The organism is Kitasatospora saccharophila, from assembly GCF_039529925.1.
Lineage (GTDB): Bacteria > Actinomycetota > Actinomycetes > Streptomycetales > Streptomycetaceae > Kitasatospora > Kitasatospora saccharophila.
This window is the reverse complement of record NZ_BAAANS010000069.1, coordinates 24236-40383: the sequence shown is the minus strand read 5'-3', so window position 1 is coordinate 40383 and position 16148 is coordinate 24236. Positions and strand designations below refer to the sequence as shown.

Sequence of the window (16148 nt, the reverse complement as noted above, 5' to 3'; positions counted from 1 at the left end):
CGCCCAGCACCCCCAGCCCCCGGCCCAGCTCCACTCCCCGACCCCAACCCCGACCGTCCGGGCCTCCAGCGTGCCGACCCCCGCCCCCGCCCCGACGGCGACAGCGGCGCCGACCCTCGCCCCCGCGCCCACGCTCACGCCGACACCCGCACCGACCCCGACCGCCTCGCCCTCGACGCTGGTCGCCGTGCCGCCGCCGGACACCCCGGCCGCCGGGCCCGGTCCGCTCGAACCCTCGGTCTGGGCGAGCGTCCTGCTCGTCACCGTCCTGCTGCCGGCCGCGCTCGCGGCCCTCGCCGGGCAGCACTTCACGTTCTCCAGGAGGAGCCGTTGAATCCCGCTCCGTTGCTCGGTGCCCTCGGGGCCATGGTCCTCGCCGTGGGCGCCCTCGCGGTGGCGCACCGCGTGCGCCCCGAGGTCCCGGAGGGCGAGCCCTTCCCGGAACCGCACCCCACCCTCGGGGCGATCGGCTCCGGCCTGCTGTCCGGCTTCACCCTGCTGACGGGTTTCCTGATCGCCACCGGCTGGGCCGCCCACAGCACCGGCATCACCCCGCCCCCCGGCCTGTACATCGCGGACCTGGCCGCGGGCGGCGCCGTCCTGCTCTACCCGTCACTCGCGGGACTGCCGTTCACACCCCGGTACGTCACGGCGGTGTGCCTGTTCGGACTGCTGGTCGGCTACGTGATGGTGACGGCCGTCCAACTCCGCCCGTGACCGTTCCGCCTGGTCGAGTCGGCGCGGGCCGGAAAAAAGGGGTGCCCCGCCGGCCCACGGGTGGGGGGTGGCCGGCGGGGCTGGGGAGGATGGCTCAGGAGGTGGTGCAGGCGGTGCCGTTCAGCGTGAAGGCGCTCGGGGTGGTGTTGTTCGACCCGTAGGTGGCCTGCACGCCGAAGCTGGTGGAGCCGCCGGCCGCCAGGGCGCCGTTGTAGCCGAGGTCGGTGGCGGTGACGGCGGCGCCGCTCTGGACGACGGTGGCGTTCCAGCCGCTGGTGATCTTCTGGTCACCGGGGAACGTCCAGGCCAGCTTCCAGCCGTTGAGGGCGGTGCTGCCGGTGTTCTTCACCGTGATGTCCGCGGTGAAGCCGCCCGCCCAGGAGTTGGCCCGGTACGCGACCGAGCAGGACGCGTTCCCGGCCGGCGGCTGGGACGTCGGGGGCTGCGAGGTCGGGGGCTGCGAGGTCGGCGGCTGCGAGGTGGGCGGCTGCGAGGACGGGGCGGGCGTGCTCGGGTCGGCCGCGTTCTGCGCCAGCTGGTAGGCGATGTCGGGGACGAAGGTGCCCGCCGCGGCGGCGCAGCCGTCGGCCTCGCCCGGGGGCTTGATCCACAGGAAGGCGTCGATCGCGCTGTCGTTGGTCGCGGCGGTCGGGTAGTTGCCGATCTTGCGGCCGGACGGGTCGCACCAGACGCTGCCCGACGGGCCGTTGCCGTTGCGGCTGGTGTCGATGACGGCGTGCAGGTTGCCGGGGTTGCCGAGGGCGCCCAGCAGGTTGTGGGCGAACGAGGTCTCGTTGGAGGTGGTGTTGAAGTTGGAGACGTTGGTGAAGAAGCCGTCCGAGTTGAGCACGCCCGCGCTGCGCAGCCGGTTGGCCTGCTCGGAGGGGGAGTTCCAGGTGGAGTGGCCGCCGTCGAGGTAGACCTTGGCGTTCGGGTTGGCGGCGTGGATGGTGTTGACGGCGCGGGCCAGCGAGGCGAACCGGTCGTTCTGCTGCTGGGCGCTGAGGCAGGTGGTGAGCGCGACCGAGTCGGGCTCCAGCACCACGACGCTGCGCGAACTGCCCAGTCCGGCCGCGAACTTGCCGACCCAGGCGTCGTACGAGGCGAGGTCGGGGGCGCCGCCGGCGGAGGCGCCGCCGCAGTCCCGGTTGGGGATCATGTAGGCCACCAGCACCGGCACCTGGCCGGCCTGGGCGGCGGCGGAGGTGATCGTGCGGACGTCGGAGGTGACGGTGTCGGGGCGGTAGTTGGCGATCCAGATGCCCTGGGCCTGGCTGGCGATCCGCTTGGAGATGACCGGCGCCCGGTAGTCGCCGGGGTTGGCGGCCGCCCACTTGACGGCCTGGGAGGTCGGGTCCTTGTAGAACTGGGTGTCGGCGGCGAGGCTGCCCTGCACGGCCGCGTCGGCGCCGGACTGGGTGGCGGCCACCAGGCCGACGGCGGCGGTCGCGGCGGCGAGGGCGAGGGCGGCGGCGCGACGGGTCGGCCGGGCGGGCGGAACGGCGGCGCGCCGGTGGGGGTCGGGGGTGTGCACGGTGTCCTCCGGGGGTGCTCTCGGGTGGGAGAGGCGGTCGGCATCAGGGTGGGGGCATGCTGACCGGGAACGATGCGGGAGCCGGAGCGTGGGAGCGCTCCCGCAGCGGACCGCGGCCGATGCTAGCGGCCCGACCCGCCCGGGCGGCAGAGCACCTGTGCGGCGAACTCCCGCCCTGCCGAGCGCCCCTGACGGCCTTTCGCCCAGTCGAAGCACTGTCGAACGGGCCCTTCGCACACGTTTCGTCCCACTTCGGAGCGGGGCCGGAAAACCCGCCGCGACCGCGAAACTTTCATGCCGGGGACGGTTCCGGGGACGGTTCCGGGGCGCTGGGAGCGGCGCCGGGCGGTCCCGGGACGGCGGGAGCCGCGACGGACGGGGCGGCCGGGGCAGCCGGGGCGGCCGGGCGACCGGGGCGCGGTTCAGCCCAGCCGCGCGGTGGCGAGGTGCACCTTGAACCCGCAGGGGACGGTCCCCTGCGGCGTCGGCAGGTCGCGCACCTCCGCGAGGAAGTCCCCGTGCAGGCGTTCCACGGCCGCCGGGTCGAGCGGGCCGAGGTCGTAGAGGCCGGAGAGGGCGGCCCACACCCGGTCCGCCGGGCCGCTCAGGTCGATCGGGACGGTCTCCCAGTCGACCGCCGCGAAGCCCGCCGGGGCGAGGAGCCCGTCCAGCCCGGCCCGGCTGCGGGTGCGCCGGTCGCCCAGCGCCGGGATCCGCCGCTCGGCGGGCAGGTCGCCGAGCGAGCGCCGCAGCAGGGCGCCGAACCGCTCGTACGCCTCGCCGCCGACCGCCCCGCCGCCCAGCACGCAGGCCAGCACCCCGCCCGGGGCCAGCACCCGGGCCACCTCGGCGACGACCTGCTCGGCGTCCCCCATCAGCATCAGCGCCAGGTGGGACGCGCAGGCGTCGAAGGAGTCGTCGGCGAACGGAAGCCGCTGGGCCCGGCCGACCTCCAGCCGCGCCCCGGCGAGGGCCGGCCGCCGCCGGGCCAGCGCCACGGCCTGCGGCGACAGGTCGATCCCGGCGAGCCGCCGCCCCCGCTGTCCGGCCAGCAGTTCCAGCAGCAGGCCGTCCCCGCACCCGAGGTCCAGGACGCTCGCGCGCCCCGCGAGCCGGTCGCACAGCAACTGGTAGCTGGAGCGGCCGTCCGGCGACCGCCCCGGCCCGAACGCCTCGCCGGTCACCGCCGGGCGCTCGGCGTGGAACGCCCGCAGGAATGCCTCTTGCGCTGCCGTGTCGGTGGTCATCCCCCCACGCTACGCCGCGCCCCGCCCGCAACTGCCGCGGTTCCCACCGCGATCGACCGCCCGCCCGGGGCCCCGCCGTCGGTCCGGGCCCCGACCGGCGGCGGGCTCAGGCCAGTGGCGGCTCGGAGGCCAGCCGTGCCTGCCGGGCCGCCCACGCCTGGTCGCCCCAGCGGTTCATCAAGTCCTGGAGGAGGTTCTCCAGGCGGTTCTGGTCCCCGGGCTTCGCGGGGTCGAGCGCCGTCGTGGCCTTCCACAGCCAGACCGTCCGCCCCGTCCCGCTGCAGCGGCCGCCGGGGTGGTAGTTCGCCGGGTAGTCCTCCATCTCGGCCTCGGTGGGGCCGGCCATCGTGTCGAGCAGTGCCGACGCCTCCCGCTCCGACCGCACGGTGAACACCCAGAAGGTGTACCGGTTGTCCGCGTCGCCGTACACCGCGACCTGCAGGGCCGTGCAGTGCCCGGACTTCCGGACCAGCTCGCGCTCGCGCCCGGGCACCGACGGGTCGGCGCAGTCCGGCAGCTCGGCGGCCGAGACCCGCTCGTAGGGCTTGGCCAGGCCGAACTGCACGGTGGCGGGCAGGAAGCCGTCCAGCGGGGCGAGGTAGCCCGGCGGGAGCTCCGGCACGGCCGGGCCGCCGAGCCACGGCGGGTCCGTGGGGTCGGGCGAGGCGGTGGCGGTCGGCGCGGGCGCGGGCGCGGCGGCCGGGGGGCCGTCCTCGGGCAGGTACACCAGGCCGGCGCCGACGGCGGCGAGGACCGCCGCGCTCACGGCCAGCACGAGTCTTCGCCGTCCGGCCCGCGGGGCCCTGCCGGTACTGAGCACGTCGTGGCCGTGGCCGTCCTGCTCGTGGCCGTGTTCGTGGTCGTCCTGCTCGTGGTCGTGGTCGCCGTGGCCCGCCGGGCCGTCGAAGGAGCGCATACCGACGCACCGTAGTGACCCGGCACCACGCCCCCGTGGCGGGCCCGTCACAACCTCGTCACACCGCGCCTGACCTACCGTCAGCCCCCGCCTCTGCGGCCACTGCAGCGGGACGGGGCCGGCCTTCGGGCAGGTCGAGGGTGGCGACCTCCTCGCCCATCGCGAGCATCCGGTTCAGCAACGCGGGCCGGCTGAGCAGGGTGTTGCGCAGCCACAGCCCGGGGGCGGTGCGCGGGGCGAGGAAGGGGCCGGTGCGGTCGCCGCCGCGCTGGCAGCGTTGGGCGTAGGGGCGGACGGTGCGCTCGTAGCGGGTGAGGGCGGCGCGGTGGTCGCCGTCGGCGCGGGCGAGTTCGGTGGCCAGGACGTACGCGGCGACGAGCGCGGTGCCGGTGCCCATGCCGCCGATGGTGGCGCCGCAGGCGGCGTCGCCGAGCAGGGCGATCCGGCCGTCGGACCAGGCGGGGACGTCGGCGCGGCTGATCGAGTCGACGTACAGGTCGCCGTCCTCGGCCTCGTCCAGGGTGGCGAGCAGGTGCGGGACGGGGTGCGGCAGGTCGGCGAAGCGTTCGCGCAGCAGGGTCTTGAGCGCGGCGGGGTCGTGCCGGTCGAGGGCGAGTTCGGGTGCGGCGAACAGCAGGAGGGCGCCGGCCCGTCCGGGGTCGTGGGGGTCGGCGCCGGCGGCGGCGAGCCGGCCGGGGGTGTTGGTGCCGGCGCTGCCGGCGGGCAGGCCGAGGCGGTTGGCGAAGGGCCAGGTGGCGGCGTAGTAGCCGAGGTGGCGGACGTACTGCCGTTCGGGGCCGAAGGCGAGGGCGCGGACCCGGGAGTGCAGGCCGTCGGCGCCGATCACCAGGTCGAAGCGGCGGGCGGGGGCGTGCCGGAAGGTGACGTCGACGCCGTCGGCGTCCTGGCGCAGGGCGGTGACGGTGTCGCCGAACAGGTACTCGGTGCCGGGGGCGCTGTGCCGGTGCAGCAGCCGGACGAGGTCGCCGCGGCGGATCTCCACCTCGCCGCCGGCGAACTCGGCGGGCAGCCGCAGCCGGGTGCGGCCGCGGACGTCGGTGAAGGTCATCGGGGTGCCGCCGGTCCGCCGTTCGCGCAGTTCGTCCAGCAGGCCCATCCGCCGCAGCACGGTCAGGTGGGTGGGGCCGCGGAAGTCGACGGCCTGTCCGCCGGCCCGGAGGGCGGGGGCGAGTTCGACCACGGTGGGCCGGTGGCCGTACCGGGCGAGCCAGTGCGCGAGCGCGGGGCCGCCGACGCCGGCGCCGGAGATCAGGATCCGCACGGGGTTCCTCCCTCTCAATTGCGTCCATAGGACACAGTTCGATGCTGTGTACGGTAGACGCAGTTGCGGGCCGCGCACAAGGCCGGCCGGTGGCAGGAGGAGGGGCCGTGACCGAACCGCACCCGGCACTGCGGCTGTTGTGGGAACCGCCCGCCCGGCCGACCAGGGGGCCGAAGCCCGGTCTCACCCTGGAGTCGATCGCCCGCGCCGGGATCGAGATCGCGGACGCCGAGGGCCTGGCCGCGGTCTCCATGCAGCGGGTCGCTGGGCTGCTCGGCCACACCAAGATGGCGCTGTACCGCTACGTGCCGGGCAAGGCCGAACTGGTCGCCCTGATGATCGAGCACACCGCGGGCGACCCCCCGCCCCCGAGCGGCGCCCCCTGGCGCGAGCGGCTCACCGAGTGGACGCACCGGATGGCCGCCGTCCTGACCGCCCACCCCTGGCTGCTGGACGCCCTCGCCGCACCGCGCGCCACCGGGCCGCGCGAACTCGCCTGGCTGGAGAGCGTGGTGTCCGCCCTCGACGGCCAGGGCCTGACCGGCGCCGAACGCATGGACGCCGCCGTCCTGCTGATCGGCCACGCCCGCACCATCGCCGCCCAGCACCGCCAGTCCGCCACCGGCTCCCCCGAGGCCGAACTCCTGCATGCCCTGGTCCCGTTGATCCGCACCCACGCCGCCCGCTACCCGGCCCTGGCCGCCGCCCTCGCCGAACCCCCCGGCGGCCGCGACAACGCCTTCGACTTCGGCCTCGCCCGCATCCTCGACGGCCTCGCCGCCCTGATCGACCGGCGCGCCGGGACCCCCGCCCGGTGACCCCCGCCGTGGCGGAACTCGCCGCCCTGACCCGCTGGACCCGCCCCCGGACCGCCACCGACTGGCTCCCCGTCGAACGGCGCCTCGGCCTGCCCGTCCCCGCCTCCTTCAAGGAACTCGCGGAGACCTTCGGCCCCGGCGAGTTCAGCCAGTACCTGTTCCTCGCCGGCCCCGGCGACGAACGGGCCGCCCACTCACTCGCCCGCGAGTCGGCCGCCTGGCTCTTCCCCGGCGCCGCCGACCTGCTGCACCCCTACCCGCCGCCCGGCGAACCGGGCGGCCCGGTCCCGTGGGGCGGCACCTGCCACGGCGACGTTTTCTTCTGGCTCCCCGACTCGGCGGACCCGGACACCTGGCCGGTCCTCGCCCTGGGCGAGAGCACCGATCGGCACCGCTTCGACCTGACCGTCCCGGAGTTCGTCCTCGAAGCGGTCCGCCCCGGCGGCACCGTCGACCCCTTCGCGGTCGGCGACCTCGTCCCGCCGTCCTTCCTCCCGGCCGCCCCCTGACGCCGGGTCAGTCCCGCGCGCCGCGCCCGAGCGCGGCGTACAGCAGGGCGGCCGCCAGTTGCAGCGCGGCGATGCCGAGCAGGTAGCGGGGCGCGGAGTGGACGGTGGCCGCGGCGGCGAGGGCGGCGCCGGCCGCGGCGGCGGACACCTTCAGCCCGGCCCCCAGCGTGAACACCTGCGCCAGCCGGTGCGGCGGGGAGTGGGCGGCCCGGATCCGCAGCGTCGCCGTCAGGACGAGGCCGTCGCACGCACCCGCCACCGCGAAGCAGCCGACCGCCACCGGCAGCACCGGCACCGCCGCCGCCACCGCGAGCCCGGCGCCCGTTCCCACCAGGCCGGCCAGGGCCAGCCGTCGCGGCGCCGTCCGCGCCCACGGCCGGGTGAGCAGCAGCGTCCCGGCCAGCGCGCCCAGCGCGAACGCGGTCAGCAGGAGGCCGCCCGCCGACCCCTGCCCCGACCGCACGGCGAACAGGACGCCGGTGCCGGTCAGCCCGCCGAGACCGAGGAAGGCCAGGCAGGTGGCGGCGGTGACGGCCCGCAGTTCGCGCCGCCGCCACACCGTCCGCAGCCCCTCCGCCAGGTCCCGGCGCAGCCGGCCGGGCGGCGGCCCGCCGAGGGGTGCGACCGGTGGCAGCAGGGCGGTCAGGACGGCCGCGCACCCGGCGGCGACGGCCAGCACCGGCATGGCGGCGGCCGGGGAGCCGAGCGCGGCGAGCAGCGCGACGAGTCCGGGCCCGGCCACGGCGGCGGCGTTGTAGGTCACCGCGTCCCACGCCTGCGCCCGCGCCCGCCCCCACTCCCCCGCCCCCGTCTGCGTCCCGTCCGGCGGCAGCCGGGCGAGCAGGGCGGAGAGCCCGCCGGAGACGACGGGTCCGCAGCAGCCGCCGAGGGCGGCGGCGGCGAGGACGGGCGGGAGCGGGAGGCGGCCCAGGGTGGCGGCGAGGACGGCCACGGCCGCGGCGAGGACGCCGAGCGCGGCGGCGTGCAGGAGCCGGGGGCGGCGGGTGCGGGTCGCGAGGGCGCCGGTCAGCGGCGCGGCCAGCGCGTGCGGGGCCGTCCAGGCGGCGAGCACGAACGCGCCGGGTGCCGCGTCGCCCGTGCGGTGCAGGGCGAGCAGGACCATCGCCACGGCGGCGCCCTCGTCGGCCGAGCGGGCGAGGAACGCGGTGGACGTGTAGCGCAGCAGCATTCCGGCCTCCCCCGTAACGGCTTACCATCAAAAGGCGTTACCCGGCCGGGACGCAAGCCCCCCCCACCCGCCGGCACCGGCTCCAGGAAGGCACCTGCATGAGCACCCGCGGCTTCCGCACCGCCCAGCGCGTGATCGATCTGGCGAACGCCGTCCGCGCCCACCCCGAACTGCCCCGCGAGGTGGCGGCGGCCCTGCTGGTGCGCCACGGCGAGCGTCCGGAGGAGCTGGCGCCGGACGCGTTCTCCGCCGCCGACCTGCGCGAACTGCGGGACGCCGCCCGGCGGATGGCCGACCTGCTCGCCGAGCCGGATCCGGACCTGGCGGCGGCCGCCCTGAACGCGGTCCTGGCCGAGCACGCGGTCGCGCCCCGGCTGTCCCGGCACGGCGGCCACCCCTGGCACCTGCACGCGGACCGCGAGGACGCCGGCTGGGGCGAGTGGTTCCTGGCGTCGGGCGCGCTGGCCCTGGCCCACCTGCTGACCGAGCACGGCCGCCCGCCCTGGGCCGAGTGCGCGGCCACCGACTGCCGCACCCTCCACCTGCACACCGGCCCCGGCAGCCCGCGCCGCTACTGCTCCCCCACCTGCGCCTCCCGCACCCGGGTGGCCGCCCACCGCCGCCGGCGCGGCCGGCCGGCCTGACCCCGGGCCGTCAGCCGGCGACGGGCGTCAGGTCGTGGATCAGGAAGTGCAGCTGGGTGTCCTCCCCGTGCTCCGCCCACAGCGCGTCGGCGTCCAGGACGGCGGCCGCGACCAGCCGGGCCTCGGCGACGAGTTCGGGGTGGTGGTCGAACCCCGGCCAGGGCAGCACGGGGTGGCCGTGCCGCTCGCCGTAGTGGCGGACCCGCTCGATGTCGCCGAGGACGGCGGGCGGGAGCGAGTCGTTCGCCCAGGCCCACAGCCAGGTCTGCCGGGGGAGGCTGACGCTGCCGATCATGGTGAGCCGACCGGTCAGGAAGGCCGTCCCGCCGCGCGACCAGGTGATCCGCGCCTCGTCCATCGACCACCGGTACTGGACGTCGCCCGGCGGGGCGAGCCGCTCGGCCAGCAGAGCCTGCCGGGCCCGGGCGCGTTCGCGGGCCGCCGCGACGAGCTCCGCCCAGGCGGCGTGGTCGTGCTCCGAGCGGTCTTCCACTGGTCCTCCTCATCCGGAACGGGCGCCGCGATCCTCCCATCCACGCAGGTGGCAGCGGGTTCCGGGGGTGCCGCGTCCGGGGCCGACCGCTTCAGCGCCCGGCGCGGGTCCCGACGGCGGGCCGCTCGGGCGCGGCGGTCGCGCGGTGCCGGCCGCGGCGGGCCGGGGCCCGGGTCGCGGTGACGGCCGCGGCGACGACGAGGGGGGTGAGCAGCAGGGCCATGGTGAGGGTCATCGTGGTGCCTCCGGGTGTCCGGTGTGGTCCGGTTCCTGCTGGTGCGGTTACCCGTGCCCGGCTCGGTCATGTGCTCGGATCGCCCGGGTCACCCGCCCGGACCGCGACCCGGCCCGGATCCCGCCCGTTCGGTCGTCCACCGTTCGGAGGTCTTCCCGGGCCGACGATCCGTCAATCTGCTTCGCGGGGGCGCTCGGGCAGCACGATCGGCGCGCCCCCGCGCGGGTGCGCCAGGACCTCGACGGGGTGGCGGTAGACCCGGGTGAGCAGGTCGGCGTCCAGGACGGCGCCGGTGGGGCCGACGGCGACGGTGCGTCCGGCGTCCAGCAGGGCGATCCGGTCGGCGTGCGCGGCGGCCAGCGTGAGGTCGTGCAGGACGACGACCACGCCGCACCCGGCGGCGGCACGTTCCCGGGCGATCCGCAACACGAGTTCCTGGTGGCGCAGGTCGAGGGCGGCGGTGGGTTCGTCGAGCAGCAGCAGCGCGGTGTCCTGGGCGAGGATCCGAGCGAGGGCGACCCGGGCCCGTTCGCCGCCGGAGAGCGCGGTGAACGGGCGCCGGGCGAGGTGGGCGCAGTCGGTGGCGGCCATCGCGGCGGTGACGGCGTCCTCGTCCTCGGCGGCGGAGCAGCGGCCGGCCCAGGGGGCGCGTCCCATCCGGACCACCTCGGCGGCGGGGAACGGGAAGGACACCTCGTGGGTCTGGGTCAGCAGGGCGCGGCGGCGGGCGAGTTCGAGCGGCTTGTGGCCGGCCAGCGGGCGGCCGTCGAGCCGGACCTCGCCGCGGGCCGGACGCCGGTCGCCGGCCAGCACGGACAGCAGGGTGGACTTGCCGGCGCCGTTGGGGCCGAGCAGGGCGAGGATCTCCCCGGCGCGCACGGCCAGGTCGACGTCGGCCAGCAGTGCGCGGCCCCCGGCGGCGAAGCCGATGCCCTCCGCTTCGAGCAGTGCGGTCATGCCCAGCCTCCCTGGCGGCGTCGGGTGCGGCGCAGCAGCCAGAAGAAGAACGGGCTGCCGATGAGTGCGGTCAGGACGCCGAGCGGGAGTTCGGCGGGGGCGGCCAGGGTGCGGGCGGCGAGGTCGCCGGCGACCAGGACGAGCGCGCCGCCGACGGCGGAGGCGGGCAGCAGGAAGCGGTGGCCGGGCCCGGCGAGCATCCGCAGCAGGTGCGGGACGACCAGGCCGACGAAGCCGATGATGCCGCTGACCGCGACGGCGGCGGCGGTGAGCAGCGCGACGACGGTGATCAGCACGATCCGCATCCGTTCGACGTCCACGCCCAGGTGCCGGGCGGGGCGTTCGCCGAGCGCGAGCAGGTCGAGGCGGCGGGCGTAGCGGGGGGCGACGGCCAGGCCGAGGGCGGCGAACGGGAGGACGGCGAGCACCTTGGCCCAACTGGCCTGGGAGAGCGAGCCGAGCTGCCAGAAGGTGACCTGGCTGATCGCGGCGGTGTCGGCGGTGAACAGCAGCAGGCCGATCAGGGCGCCGCAGAACGCGTTGACGGCGACGCCGGTGAGCAGCAGGGTGACCACCTCGGTGCGGCCGCCGCTGCGCGACACGGCGTAGACGACGCCGACGGTGAGCAGTCCGGCGGCGAACGCGGCGGCGGTGACGGTCCACGAGCCGAGGGCGTCCAGGCCGAGCACGATGCAGGCGACGGCGCCGACCGCGCCGCCGGAGGAGACGCCGATCACGGCGGGTTCGGCCAGCGGGTTGCCGAACACGCCCTGCATCAGCGCCCCGGCGCAGCCGAGTGCGGCGCCGACCAGCAGGGCGAGCACGACCCGGGGCAGCCGGACGTTCCACAGCACCGATTCGGGGACGCGGTCCAGGGCGTGGCCGCCGAGGTGGGCGCGGTGGGCGAGCGAGGCGAGGATGTCGCCCAGCGGGATGGCGTAGGCGCCGGTACCGGCGGCGAGCAGCGCGAAGCCGAGCAGGGCCGCGCAGAGTCCGGCCAGCAGCAGCGGGCGCTTGTCGCGGGCGGGCCCGTCCGCCCGGGGCGGAGTGGGAGTCCGGGGCGGGGTGGCGGTCTGGGGCGGAGTGGGAGTGGTCACTTGGCGTCCCGGTGCAGTTGGTCGGCGATCTCGCGGAGCACCTGGGGGGTGCGCGGGCCGTAGGAGAGCAGGCGGCCGTCGTCGATCGAGATGATCCGGCGGTCGAGTCCGGCGGGAGTCTGGGCGACGCCGGGGAGCTTGAGCAGGCCGTCGACGCCGCCGACCGACTCCAGGCCCTTGCTCATCACCAGGATCGCGTCGGGGGCGGCCTTGACCAGGGCCTCGCTGGTGAGCGGGGTGAAGTCGCCGGTGAGGTGGGCGGCGGTGCCCGCGTCCTCGCCGCCGGCGGCCTCGATCAGCGAGGGGGCGCCGGAGTCGGGGCCGCCGAGCAGGAAGACCGAGGCGCTGCCGCGCAGGTACAGGAACGCCACCTTGGGGCGGGCGGCCCCGGCGGCCGGGAGCTGCGCCCGCACCTCGGCGATCCGGCGCTCGGTGCGCTCCTTGAGCTGCTCCCCGGCCTCGGGGACGCCGAGGGCGGCGGCGACGGCGTCGATCCGGGGGCCGATGTCGGACAGCTGCTTGGCGTCGTCCAGGACGATCAGCGGGACGCCGGCGGCCCGGATCTGTTCGACGGCCTCGGCCGGCCCGGTGCTGCGGTCGGCGAGCACCACGGTGGGGTGCAGGGAGAGCACGCCCTCGGCGGAGACCTCGTGGGCCTGGGTGATGACGGGGAGCTTCGCGGCCTGTTCGAAGGTGGTGGAGACGTCCCGGGCGACCGCGTGCTCGCCGAGGCCGAGGCTGAAGACCAGTTCGGCGAGGCTGCCGTTGAGCGGGATGATCCGCTCGGCGCTGCTGACGGTGACCTGTCGGCCGTCCGCGGAGGGCACGGTGACGGGCAGTCGGGGGGTGGGGGTGTCGGGCAGCGCCTCGATCCGGTCGGGGTCGGCGGCGGCGGTGGCGGGGGCCTTGGGGTCGGTGGTGGCGGCCTGGCCGGTGGCACAGGCGGCGGCGCCGAGCAGGAGTCCGAGGACGGCGAGCAGGACGGCGGGAGCGGTTCTGGTCCGGTCGCGGAGGGTGCGGGTCAACCTCGGGCCTTTCTCGGTGCGTTGACGTCCCGTCGAGGCCGACCCGGGGGGTCGTGAACGGAACACTTGACCCATATATTAGGTTAGCCTTACCTCAGTTCGACAGGGGGGTCCTTCCCTCCGCACCCCCTGCCACCTGCCCATTTCCCCTCCGCCGAGGAGTGATCCGCCATGCCCGTCCCCGGACGGCCCCCCGTACCACCCCGCCGCCCGGCCGGACGGCTGCGCACCGCGCTCGTGCTGCCGCTCGCCCTGCTGCTCGCCCTCGCCTGGCTGCCCGGCCGGGCCGCCGCGGCCGACCCGGCCGTCTCCGGCGGACGCCTCGACTGGGGCCTCAAGCAGTCCTTCCTCAGCTACGTCACCGGCCCGATAGCCAACGGCAAGTGGGCCCTCACCGGCGGCGCGGCCACCGTCGGCGGCTCGGTCTTCCGCTTCCACTCCGCGACCGGCAGCTACGACCCGTCCACCGGCGCGCTCTCCGCCGCCTTCCAGGGCGGCGTCCGGTTCACCGGCCACCAGGAGAACGGCGGCAACGCGCTCGACCTCGCGATCTCCCACCTCACCGTCAAGGCCACCGCGGGCGGCGGCGCCGCCCTGTACGCGGACGTCAGCTCCAAGTCCCGGGAGAGCGGCCAGACCTCCAGCACCGGCCAGGCCCGGCTGGCCGACCTCTCGCTCGCGGGCGTCTCGCTGAAGAACGCCACCGGCACCCTCACCCTCAGCAACGTCCCCGCGACGCTGACGGCGGCCGGCGCGAACGCCTTCGGCGGCTTCTACACCGCCGGGACGGCGCTCGACCCGCTCACCTTCTCGGTCACCCTCAAGACCCCGGCCGCCACCCCGTCCCCGACACCCACCCCGTCCGCGACGCCCACCCCGTCCGCGACCCCGTCGACGGCCCCCGCCGCCGAACCGTCCGGGACGACCGCCGCGCCCTCTGCCTCCGCCACCGCCACCGCCCTCGACCGGGGCGCCCTCGACTGGGGCGTGCGCCGCACCTTCCGCGACTACGTCACCGGCTCGATCGCCCGGGGCGGTTGGCAGCTCGACGGCGGCGCGGCCGACGGCGGGGCCTTCTTCCGCTGGACGTCCGCCCGCGGCAGCTGGGACCCGGCCGCCCGCACCCTCGACGCCTCCTTCACCGGCACCGTCCGCTTCACCGGCCTGCGCGAGGGCGACACCGACGGCCTCGACCTCACCCTCGCCAACCCCCGGCTCACCGCCACCGGCGCCGAGGGCCGCCTCACCTTCGACGTCTCCGGACGCACCCCCGACGGCGCCACCCGCACCCCGGCCCCCGTCGAGATCGCCACCTTCGACGCGAACGCGCTGAAGACCGAGAACGACCTCCTCACCGCCACCGACCTCCCCCTCACTCTCACCTCCGCCGGCGCGGGCGCCTTCGGCGGCCTCTACCCCGCCGGCACCGAGATGGACCCGCTCACCGTCAGCCTCCCGCTCACCCCCACCGCGACGATCCCCCCGCTCCCCGACCTCGGCGCCACCCCGGTCACCACCACCCCCACCGCAACCGCCGACTCCTCCTCCCCCTCCGCCGCCCTGCTCCCCGCCCTCGCCCTGGCCCTCACCGCCGCGGCGGCAGCGGCCACCGCCTTCGTCGTCCGCCGCCGCAAGCGCCCCTGACGCAGCGAGCCCCGCCAGAGAGCCCCGCCAGGGGCTCGGGGAACGGCGAGTCCGTGCTGCTGGTGGCCGGATCCCATCGAAGTGTCCGTGCTGCTGCGTGCCTGAAACAGAACCCGAAGCCCCCGCACGCAACGGCAGTGAACCGCCAGCAGCCACGGCCTCGCCGTTCCCCGAGCCCCTGAATACCCGACTGCCTGAATACCCGTCACGATCCCCCGGAGCCACACCCATGTCCCGCACCCCCGCCCGCCACCGCAACCGCACCCGGCTGGCCGCTCTCGCCGCCGCGACCGCGGGTCTCGGTCTGACCGCCTTCGGCCTGCCCTCCCTCGCCTTCGGCGCCGGTGCCCCCACCACCGTCAGCTACGACACCGGTTCGCTGGACTGGGGCGTCCTGGCGAAGTTCCGCAGCTACGTGACCGGCCCGATCGGTGGCGGCAGCGCCACCGCGACCGGTGGCGCCACCGTCAACCAGGACGGCTCGTACCACTTCAACCTGGCTTCCGCGGGCTACGACACCACGACCCACAGGCTGAACGCCACGTTCGACGGCGGGGTGCGCTTCCTCGCCCACGACGGCGCGCTGGACGTCGCGTTCAGCGACCTGCGGATCAGCACCGAGGGCACCACCGGCACCCTCATCGCGGACACCTCTTCGAAGGAGACCGTCGGCGCGGCCGCCCCGACCGTCCGCGAGGACGTCCCGCTGGCCACCTTCACCGTGGCCCGCGACACCACCAACGGCGGGGCCACCGCGGCCGCCCTGACCGCGGAGGGCGCCAAGGCGTTCGCCGGGTTCTACCCGGCCGGCACCGCCCTGGACCCGCTGTCGATCGTCCTCAAGCAGACCCCCGCCCCGTCCCCGTCGCCCTCCACCCCGGCCGAGCCGTCCACCGAGCCGAGCACCGAGCCCTCGGTGGAGCCGTCCATCGAGCCGAGCGCCGCGCCCTCCACCGAGCCGTCCACCGGCCCCTCCTCCTCCGCCTCCCCCTCGGCCGGGCCGTCGCCCGAGCCCTCGCCCTCGCCCTCGTCCTCCGCGTCCGCCTCCACCCCGGCGGGCAACGAACTGGCGGTCGTGGACGGCCGGTTGGAGTGGAAGGTGCAGGAGGACTTCCTGGCCTACGTGACGGGACCGATCGCCGCGGGCAAGGTGGAGTTCGGCGGCGGCGCGGCCGGCTTCGGGTTCGGTTCGGGCAGCGGCAGCTACCGGACGGACACCCACGCGCTGTCGGCGGACTTCGCCGGTTCGGTGCGCTTCCTGGGCCACCGGGGGGCCGACGGGCAGTACCAGCTGGACACCGCGCTGTCGAAGCTGGGCATCCGGGTGGACGCCTCCGGGGCGTACCTGGTGGCGGACGTGACCGCCAAGTCCCTCTCCGGCGGGGAGCCGGTCGTGCTGACCGGGGTCCGGATCGCCGAGCTGGACCTGTCGAAGGCCGACTTCACCCCGGTCGACGGCGTGGTGACGCTGCGCCAGGTCCCGGCGACGCTGACGGCGGAGGGCGAGCCGGTGTTCGGGCAGTACAAGGAGGGCAAGGCGCTGGCCCCGGTGACCGCGGTGCTCTCCTTCGACCGCTCCGCCACCCTGCCGCCCACCACCCCGTCCACCGCCCCCTCCACCGGCACCGGCACCGGCACGGGCGCGGGCACCGACACCGGCGGCACGACCGGTGGCGCCACCCTCACCACCTCCGGCGCCGACGGCGGTGAACTCGCCTACACCGGCGGCGGCACCGGCACCGCCCCGATCCTGGCGACGGCCGCCGGGCTGCTGCTGATCGGCGGGGCGACCACCGTCCTGGCGCGCCGCCGTTCCTCCGGCGGCACCGCTGCCGAGTGAG

General features: G+C 76.4%; 16 protein-coding genes and 1 pseudogene. 7 read left to right on the top strand and 10 right to left on the bottom strand.

What is annotated here, in order from left to right:
• Both ABD345_RS34035 and ABD345_RS34030 read left to right on the top strand, forming a co-directional pair.
• A pseudogene (locus tag ABD345_RS34035) lies at positions 1-334 on the top strand (hypothetical protein); the annotation flags it as partial.
• A 32-nt stretch (positions 335-366) separates the two neighbouring features.
• Positions 367-717 (top strand): hypothetical protein, encoded by a 351-nt coding sequence (locus ABD345_RS34030; protein ID WP_344557920.1) that lies wholly within the window; start codon positions 367-369, stop codon positions 715-717.
• Between the two features lie 94 nt (positions 718-811).
• On the opposite strand, the gene ABD345_RS34025 is transcribed toward ABD345_RS34030, so the two are convergent.
• The 4 genes from ABD345_RS34025 to ABD345_RS34010 form a co-directional block, all read right to left on the bottom strand.
• Complete coding sequence (locus ABD345_RS34025; protein WP_344557918.1) at positions 812-2251, bottom strand: glycoside hydrolase family 6 protein; 1440 nt, start codon at positions 2249-2251, stop codon at positions 812-814.
• Between the two features lie 422 nt (positions 2252-2673).
• Complete coding sequence (locus ABD345_RS34020; RefSeq protein WP_344557916.1) at positions 2674-3498, bottom strand: class I SAM-dependent methyltransferase; 825 nt, start codon at positions 3496-3498, stop codon at positions 2674-2676.
• Positions 3499-3604: 106 nt separating this feature from the next.
• A complete protein-coding gene (locus ABD345_RS34015) occupies positions 3605-4414 on the bottom strand; it encodes a hypothetical protein (protein WP_344557914.1) in 810 nt (269 codons plus the stop codon).
• Positions 4415-4472: 58 nt separating this feature from the next.
• Positions 4473-5696, bottom strand: coding sequence for an FAD-dependent monooxygenase (locus ABD345_RS34010; protein WP_344557912.1), 1224 nt, complete (start codon positions 5694-5696; stop codon positions 4473-4475).
• Between the two features lie 107 nt (positions 5697-5803).
• Between ABD345_RS34010 and ABD345_RS34005 the strand changes: the two genes are divergently transcribed.
• Both ABD345_RS34005 and ABD345_RS34000 read left to right on the top strand, forming a co-directional pair.
• The gene (locus tag ABD345_RS34005; RefSeq protein WP_344557911.1) at positions 5804-6514 is read left to right on the top strand and encodes a TetR/AcrR family transcriptional regulator; all 711 of its coding nucleotides are present in this window, start codon (positions 5804-5806) and stop codon (positions 6512-6514) included.
• Positions 6511-7023, top strand: coding sequence for a hypothetical protein (locus ABD345_RS34000; protein WP_344557910.1), 513 nt, complete (start codon positions 6511-6513; stop codon positions 7021-7023). The genes ABD345_RS34005 and ABD345_RS34000 overlap by 4 nt, the downstream gene beginning before the upstream one ends.
• 7 nt (positions 7024-7030) lie before the next feature.
• Here ABD345_RS34000 and ABD345_RS33995 read toward each other — a convergent pair whose 3' ends face one another.
• Positions 7031-8212 carry an MFS transporter gene (locus ABD345_RS33995; protein WP_344557909.1) on the bottom strand — a complete coding sequence of 394 codons (1182 nt, stop codon included), beginning with the start codon at positions 8210-8212 and terminating at the stop codon, positions 7031-7033.
• Between the two features lie 98 nt (positions 8213-8310).
• Between ABD345_RS33995 and ABD345_RS33990 the strand changes: the two genes are divergently transcribed.
• A complete protein-coding gene (locus ABD345_RS33990) occupies positions 8311-8856 on the top strand; it encodes a CGNR zinc finger domain-containing protein (RefSeq protein WP_344557908.1) in 546 nt (181 codons plus the stop codon).
• Between the two features lie 10 nt (positions 8857-8866).
• On the opposite strand, the gene ABD345_RS33985 is transcribed toward ABD345_RS33990, so the two are convergent.
• From ABD345_RS33985 to ABD345_RS33965, 5 genes are all read right to left on the bottom strand, one after another.
• Positions 8867-9349, bottom strand: coding sequence for a DUF6882 domain-containing protein (locus ABD345_RS33985; RefSeq protein ID WP_344557907.1), 483 nt, complete (start codon positions 9347-9349; stop codon positions 8867-8869).
• Between the two features lie 91 nt (positions 9350-9440).
• Positions 9441-9584: a hypothetical protein gene (locus ABD345_RS33980; protein WP_344557906.1), complete on the bottom strand. Its 144-nt coding sequence runs from the start codon at positions 9582-9584 to the stop codon at positions 9441-9443.
• A gap of 171 nt (positions 9585-9755) precedes the next feature.
• On the bottom strand, positions 9756-10541 hold the full coding sequence (locus tag ABD345_RS33975) for a heme ABC transporter ATP-binding protein (RefSeq protein ID WP_344557905.1): 786 nt from the start codon (positions 10539-10541) through the stop codon (positions 9756-9758).
• On the bottom strand, positions 10538-11638 hold the full coding sequence (locus ABD345_RS33970) for a FecCD family ABC transporter permease (RefSeq protein ID WP_344557904.1): 1101 nt from the start codon (positions 11636-11638) through the stop codon (positions 10538-10540). Before ABD345_RS33970 ends, ABD345_RS33975 begins: the two co-directional genes overlap by 4 nt.
• Positions 11635-12663: a heme/hemin ABC transporter substrate-binding protein gene (locus tag ABD345_RS33965; RefSeq protein ID WP_344557902.1), complete on the bottom strand. Its 1029-nt coding sequence runs from the start codon at positions 12661-12663 to the stop codon at positions 11635-11637. The genes ABD345_RS33970 and ABD345_RS33965 overlap by 4 nt, the downstream gene beginning before the upstream one ends.
• Before the next feature lie 171 nt (positions 12664-12834).
• Between ABD345_RS33965 and ABD345_RS33960 the strand changes: the two genes are divergently transcribed.
• Together ABD345_RS33960 and ABD345_RS33955 are read left to right on the top strand one after the other, a co-directional pair.
• Positions 12835-14307, top strand: a complete 1473-nt coding sequence (locus ABD345_RS33960) for an HtaA domain-containing protein (RefSeq protein ID WP_344557900.1) — start codon at positions 12835-12837, stop codon at positions 14305-14307.
• 229 nt (positions 14308-14536) lie between these two features.
• Positions 14537-16147 (top strand): HtaA domain-containing protein, encoded by a 1611-nt coding sequence (locus ABD345_RS33955; protein ID WP_344557898.1) that lies wholly within the window; start codon positions 14537-14539, stop codon positions 16145-16147.
• Position 16148: the final 1 nt, after the last annotated feature.

What these genes read in the sequence shown, in the direction of transcription:
- ABD345_RS34030 (WP_344557920.1), top strand. Translation starts at nt 367, where the DNA reads ATGGTCCTCGCCGTGGGCGCCCTCGCGGTGGCGCACCGCGTGCGCCCC.
- ABD345_RS34020 (WP_344557916.1), bottom strand. Translation starts at nt 3,498, where the DNA reads ATGACCACCGACACGGCAGCGCAAGAGGCATTCCTGCGGGCGTTCCAC.
- ABD345_RS34015 (WP_344557914.1), bottom strand. Translation starts at nt 4,414, where the DNA reads ATGCGCTCCTTCGACGGCCCGGCGGGCCACGGCGACCACGACCACGAG.
- ABD345_RS33995 (WP_344557909.1), bottom strand. Translation starts at nt 8,212, where the DNA reads ATGCTGCTGCGCTACACGTCCACCGCGTTCCTCGCCCGCTCGGCCGAC.
- ABD345_RS33990 (WP_344557908.1), top strand. Translation starts at nt 8,311, where the DNA reads ATGAGCACCCGCGGCTTCCGCACCGCCCAGCGCGTGATCGATCTGGCG.
- ABD345_RS33980 (WP_344557906.1), bottom strand. Translation starts at nt 9,584, where the DNA reads ATGACCCTCACCATGGCCCTGCTGCTCACCCCCCTCGTCGTCGCCGCG.
- ABD345_RS33975 (WP_344557905.1), bottom strand. Translation starts at nt 10,541, where the DNA reads ATGACCGCACTGCTCGAAGCGGAGGGCATCGGCTTCGCCGCCGGGGGC.
- ABD345_RS33960 (WP_344557900.1), top strand. Translation starts at nt 12,835, where the DNA reads ATGCCCGTCCCCGGACGGCCCCCCGTACCACCCCGCCGCCCGGCCGGA.
- ABD345_RS33955 (WP_344557898.1), top strand. Translation starts at nt 14,537, where the DNA reads ATGTCCCGCACCCCCGCCCGCCACCGCAACCGCACCCGGCTGGCCGCT.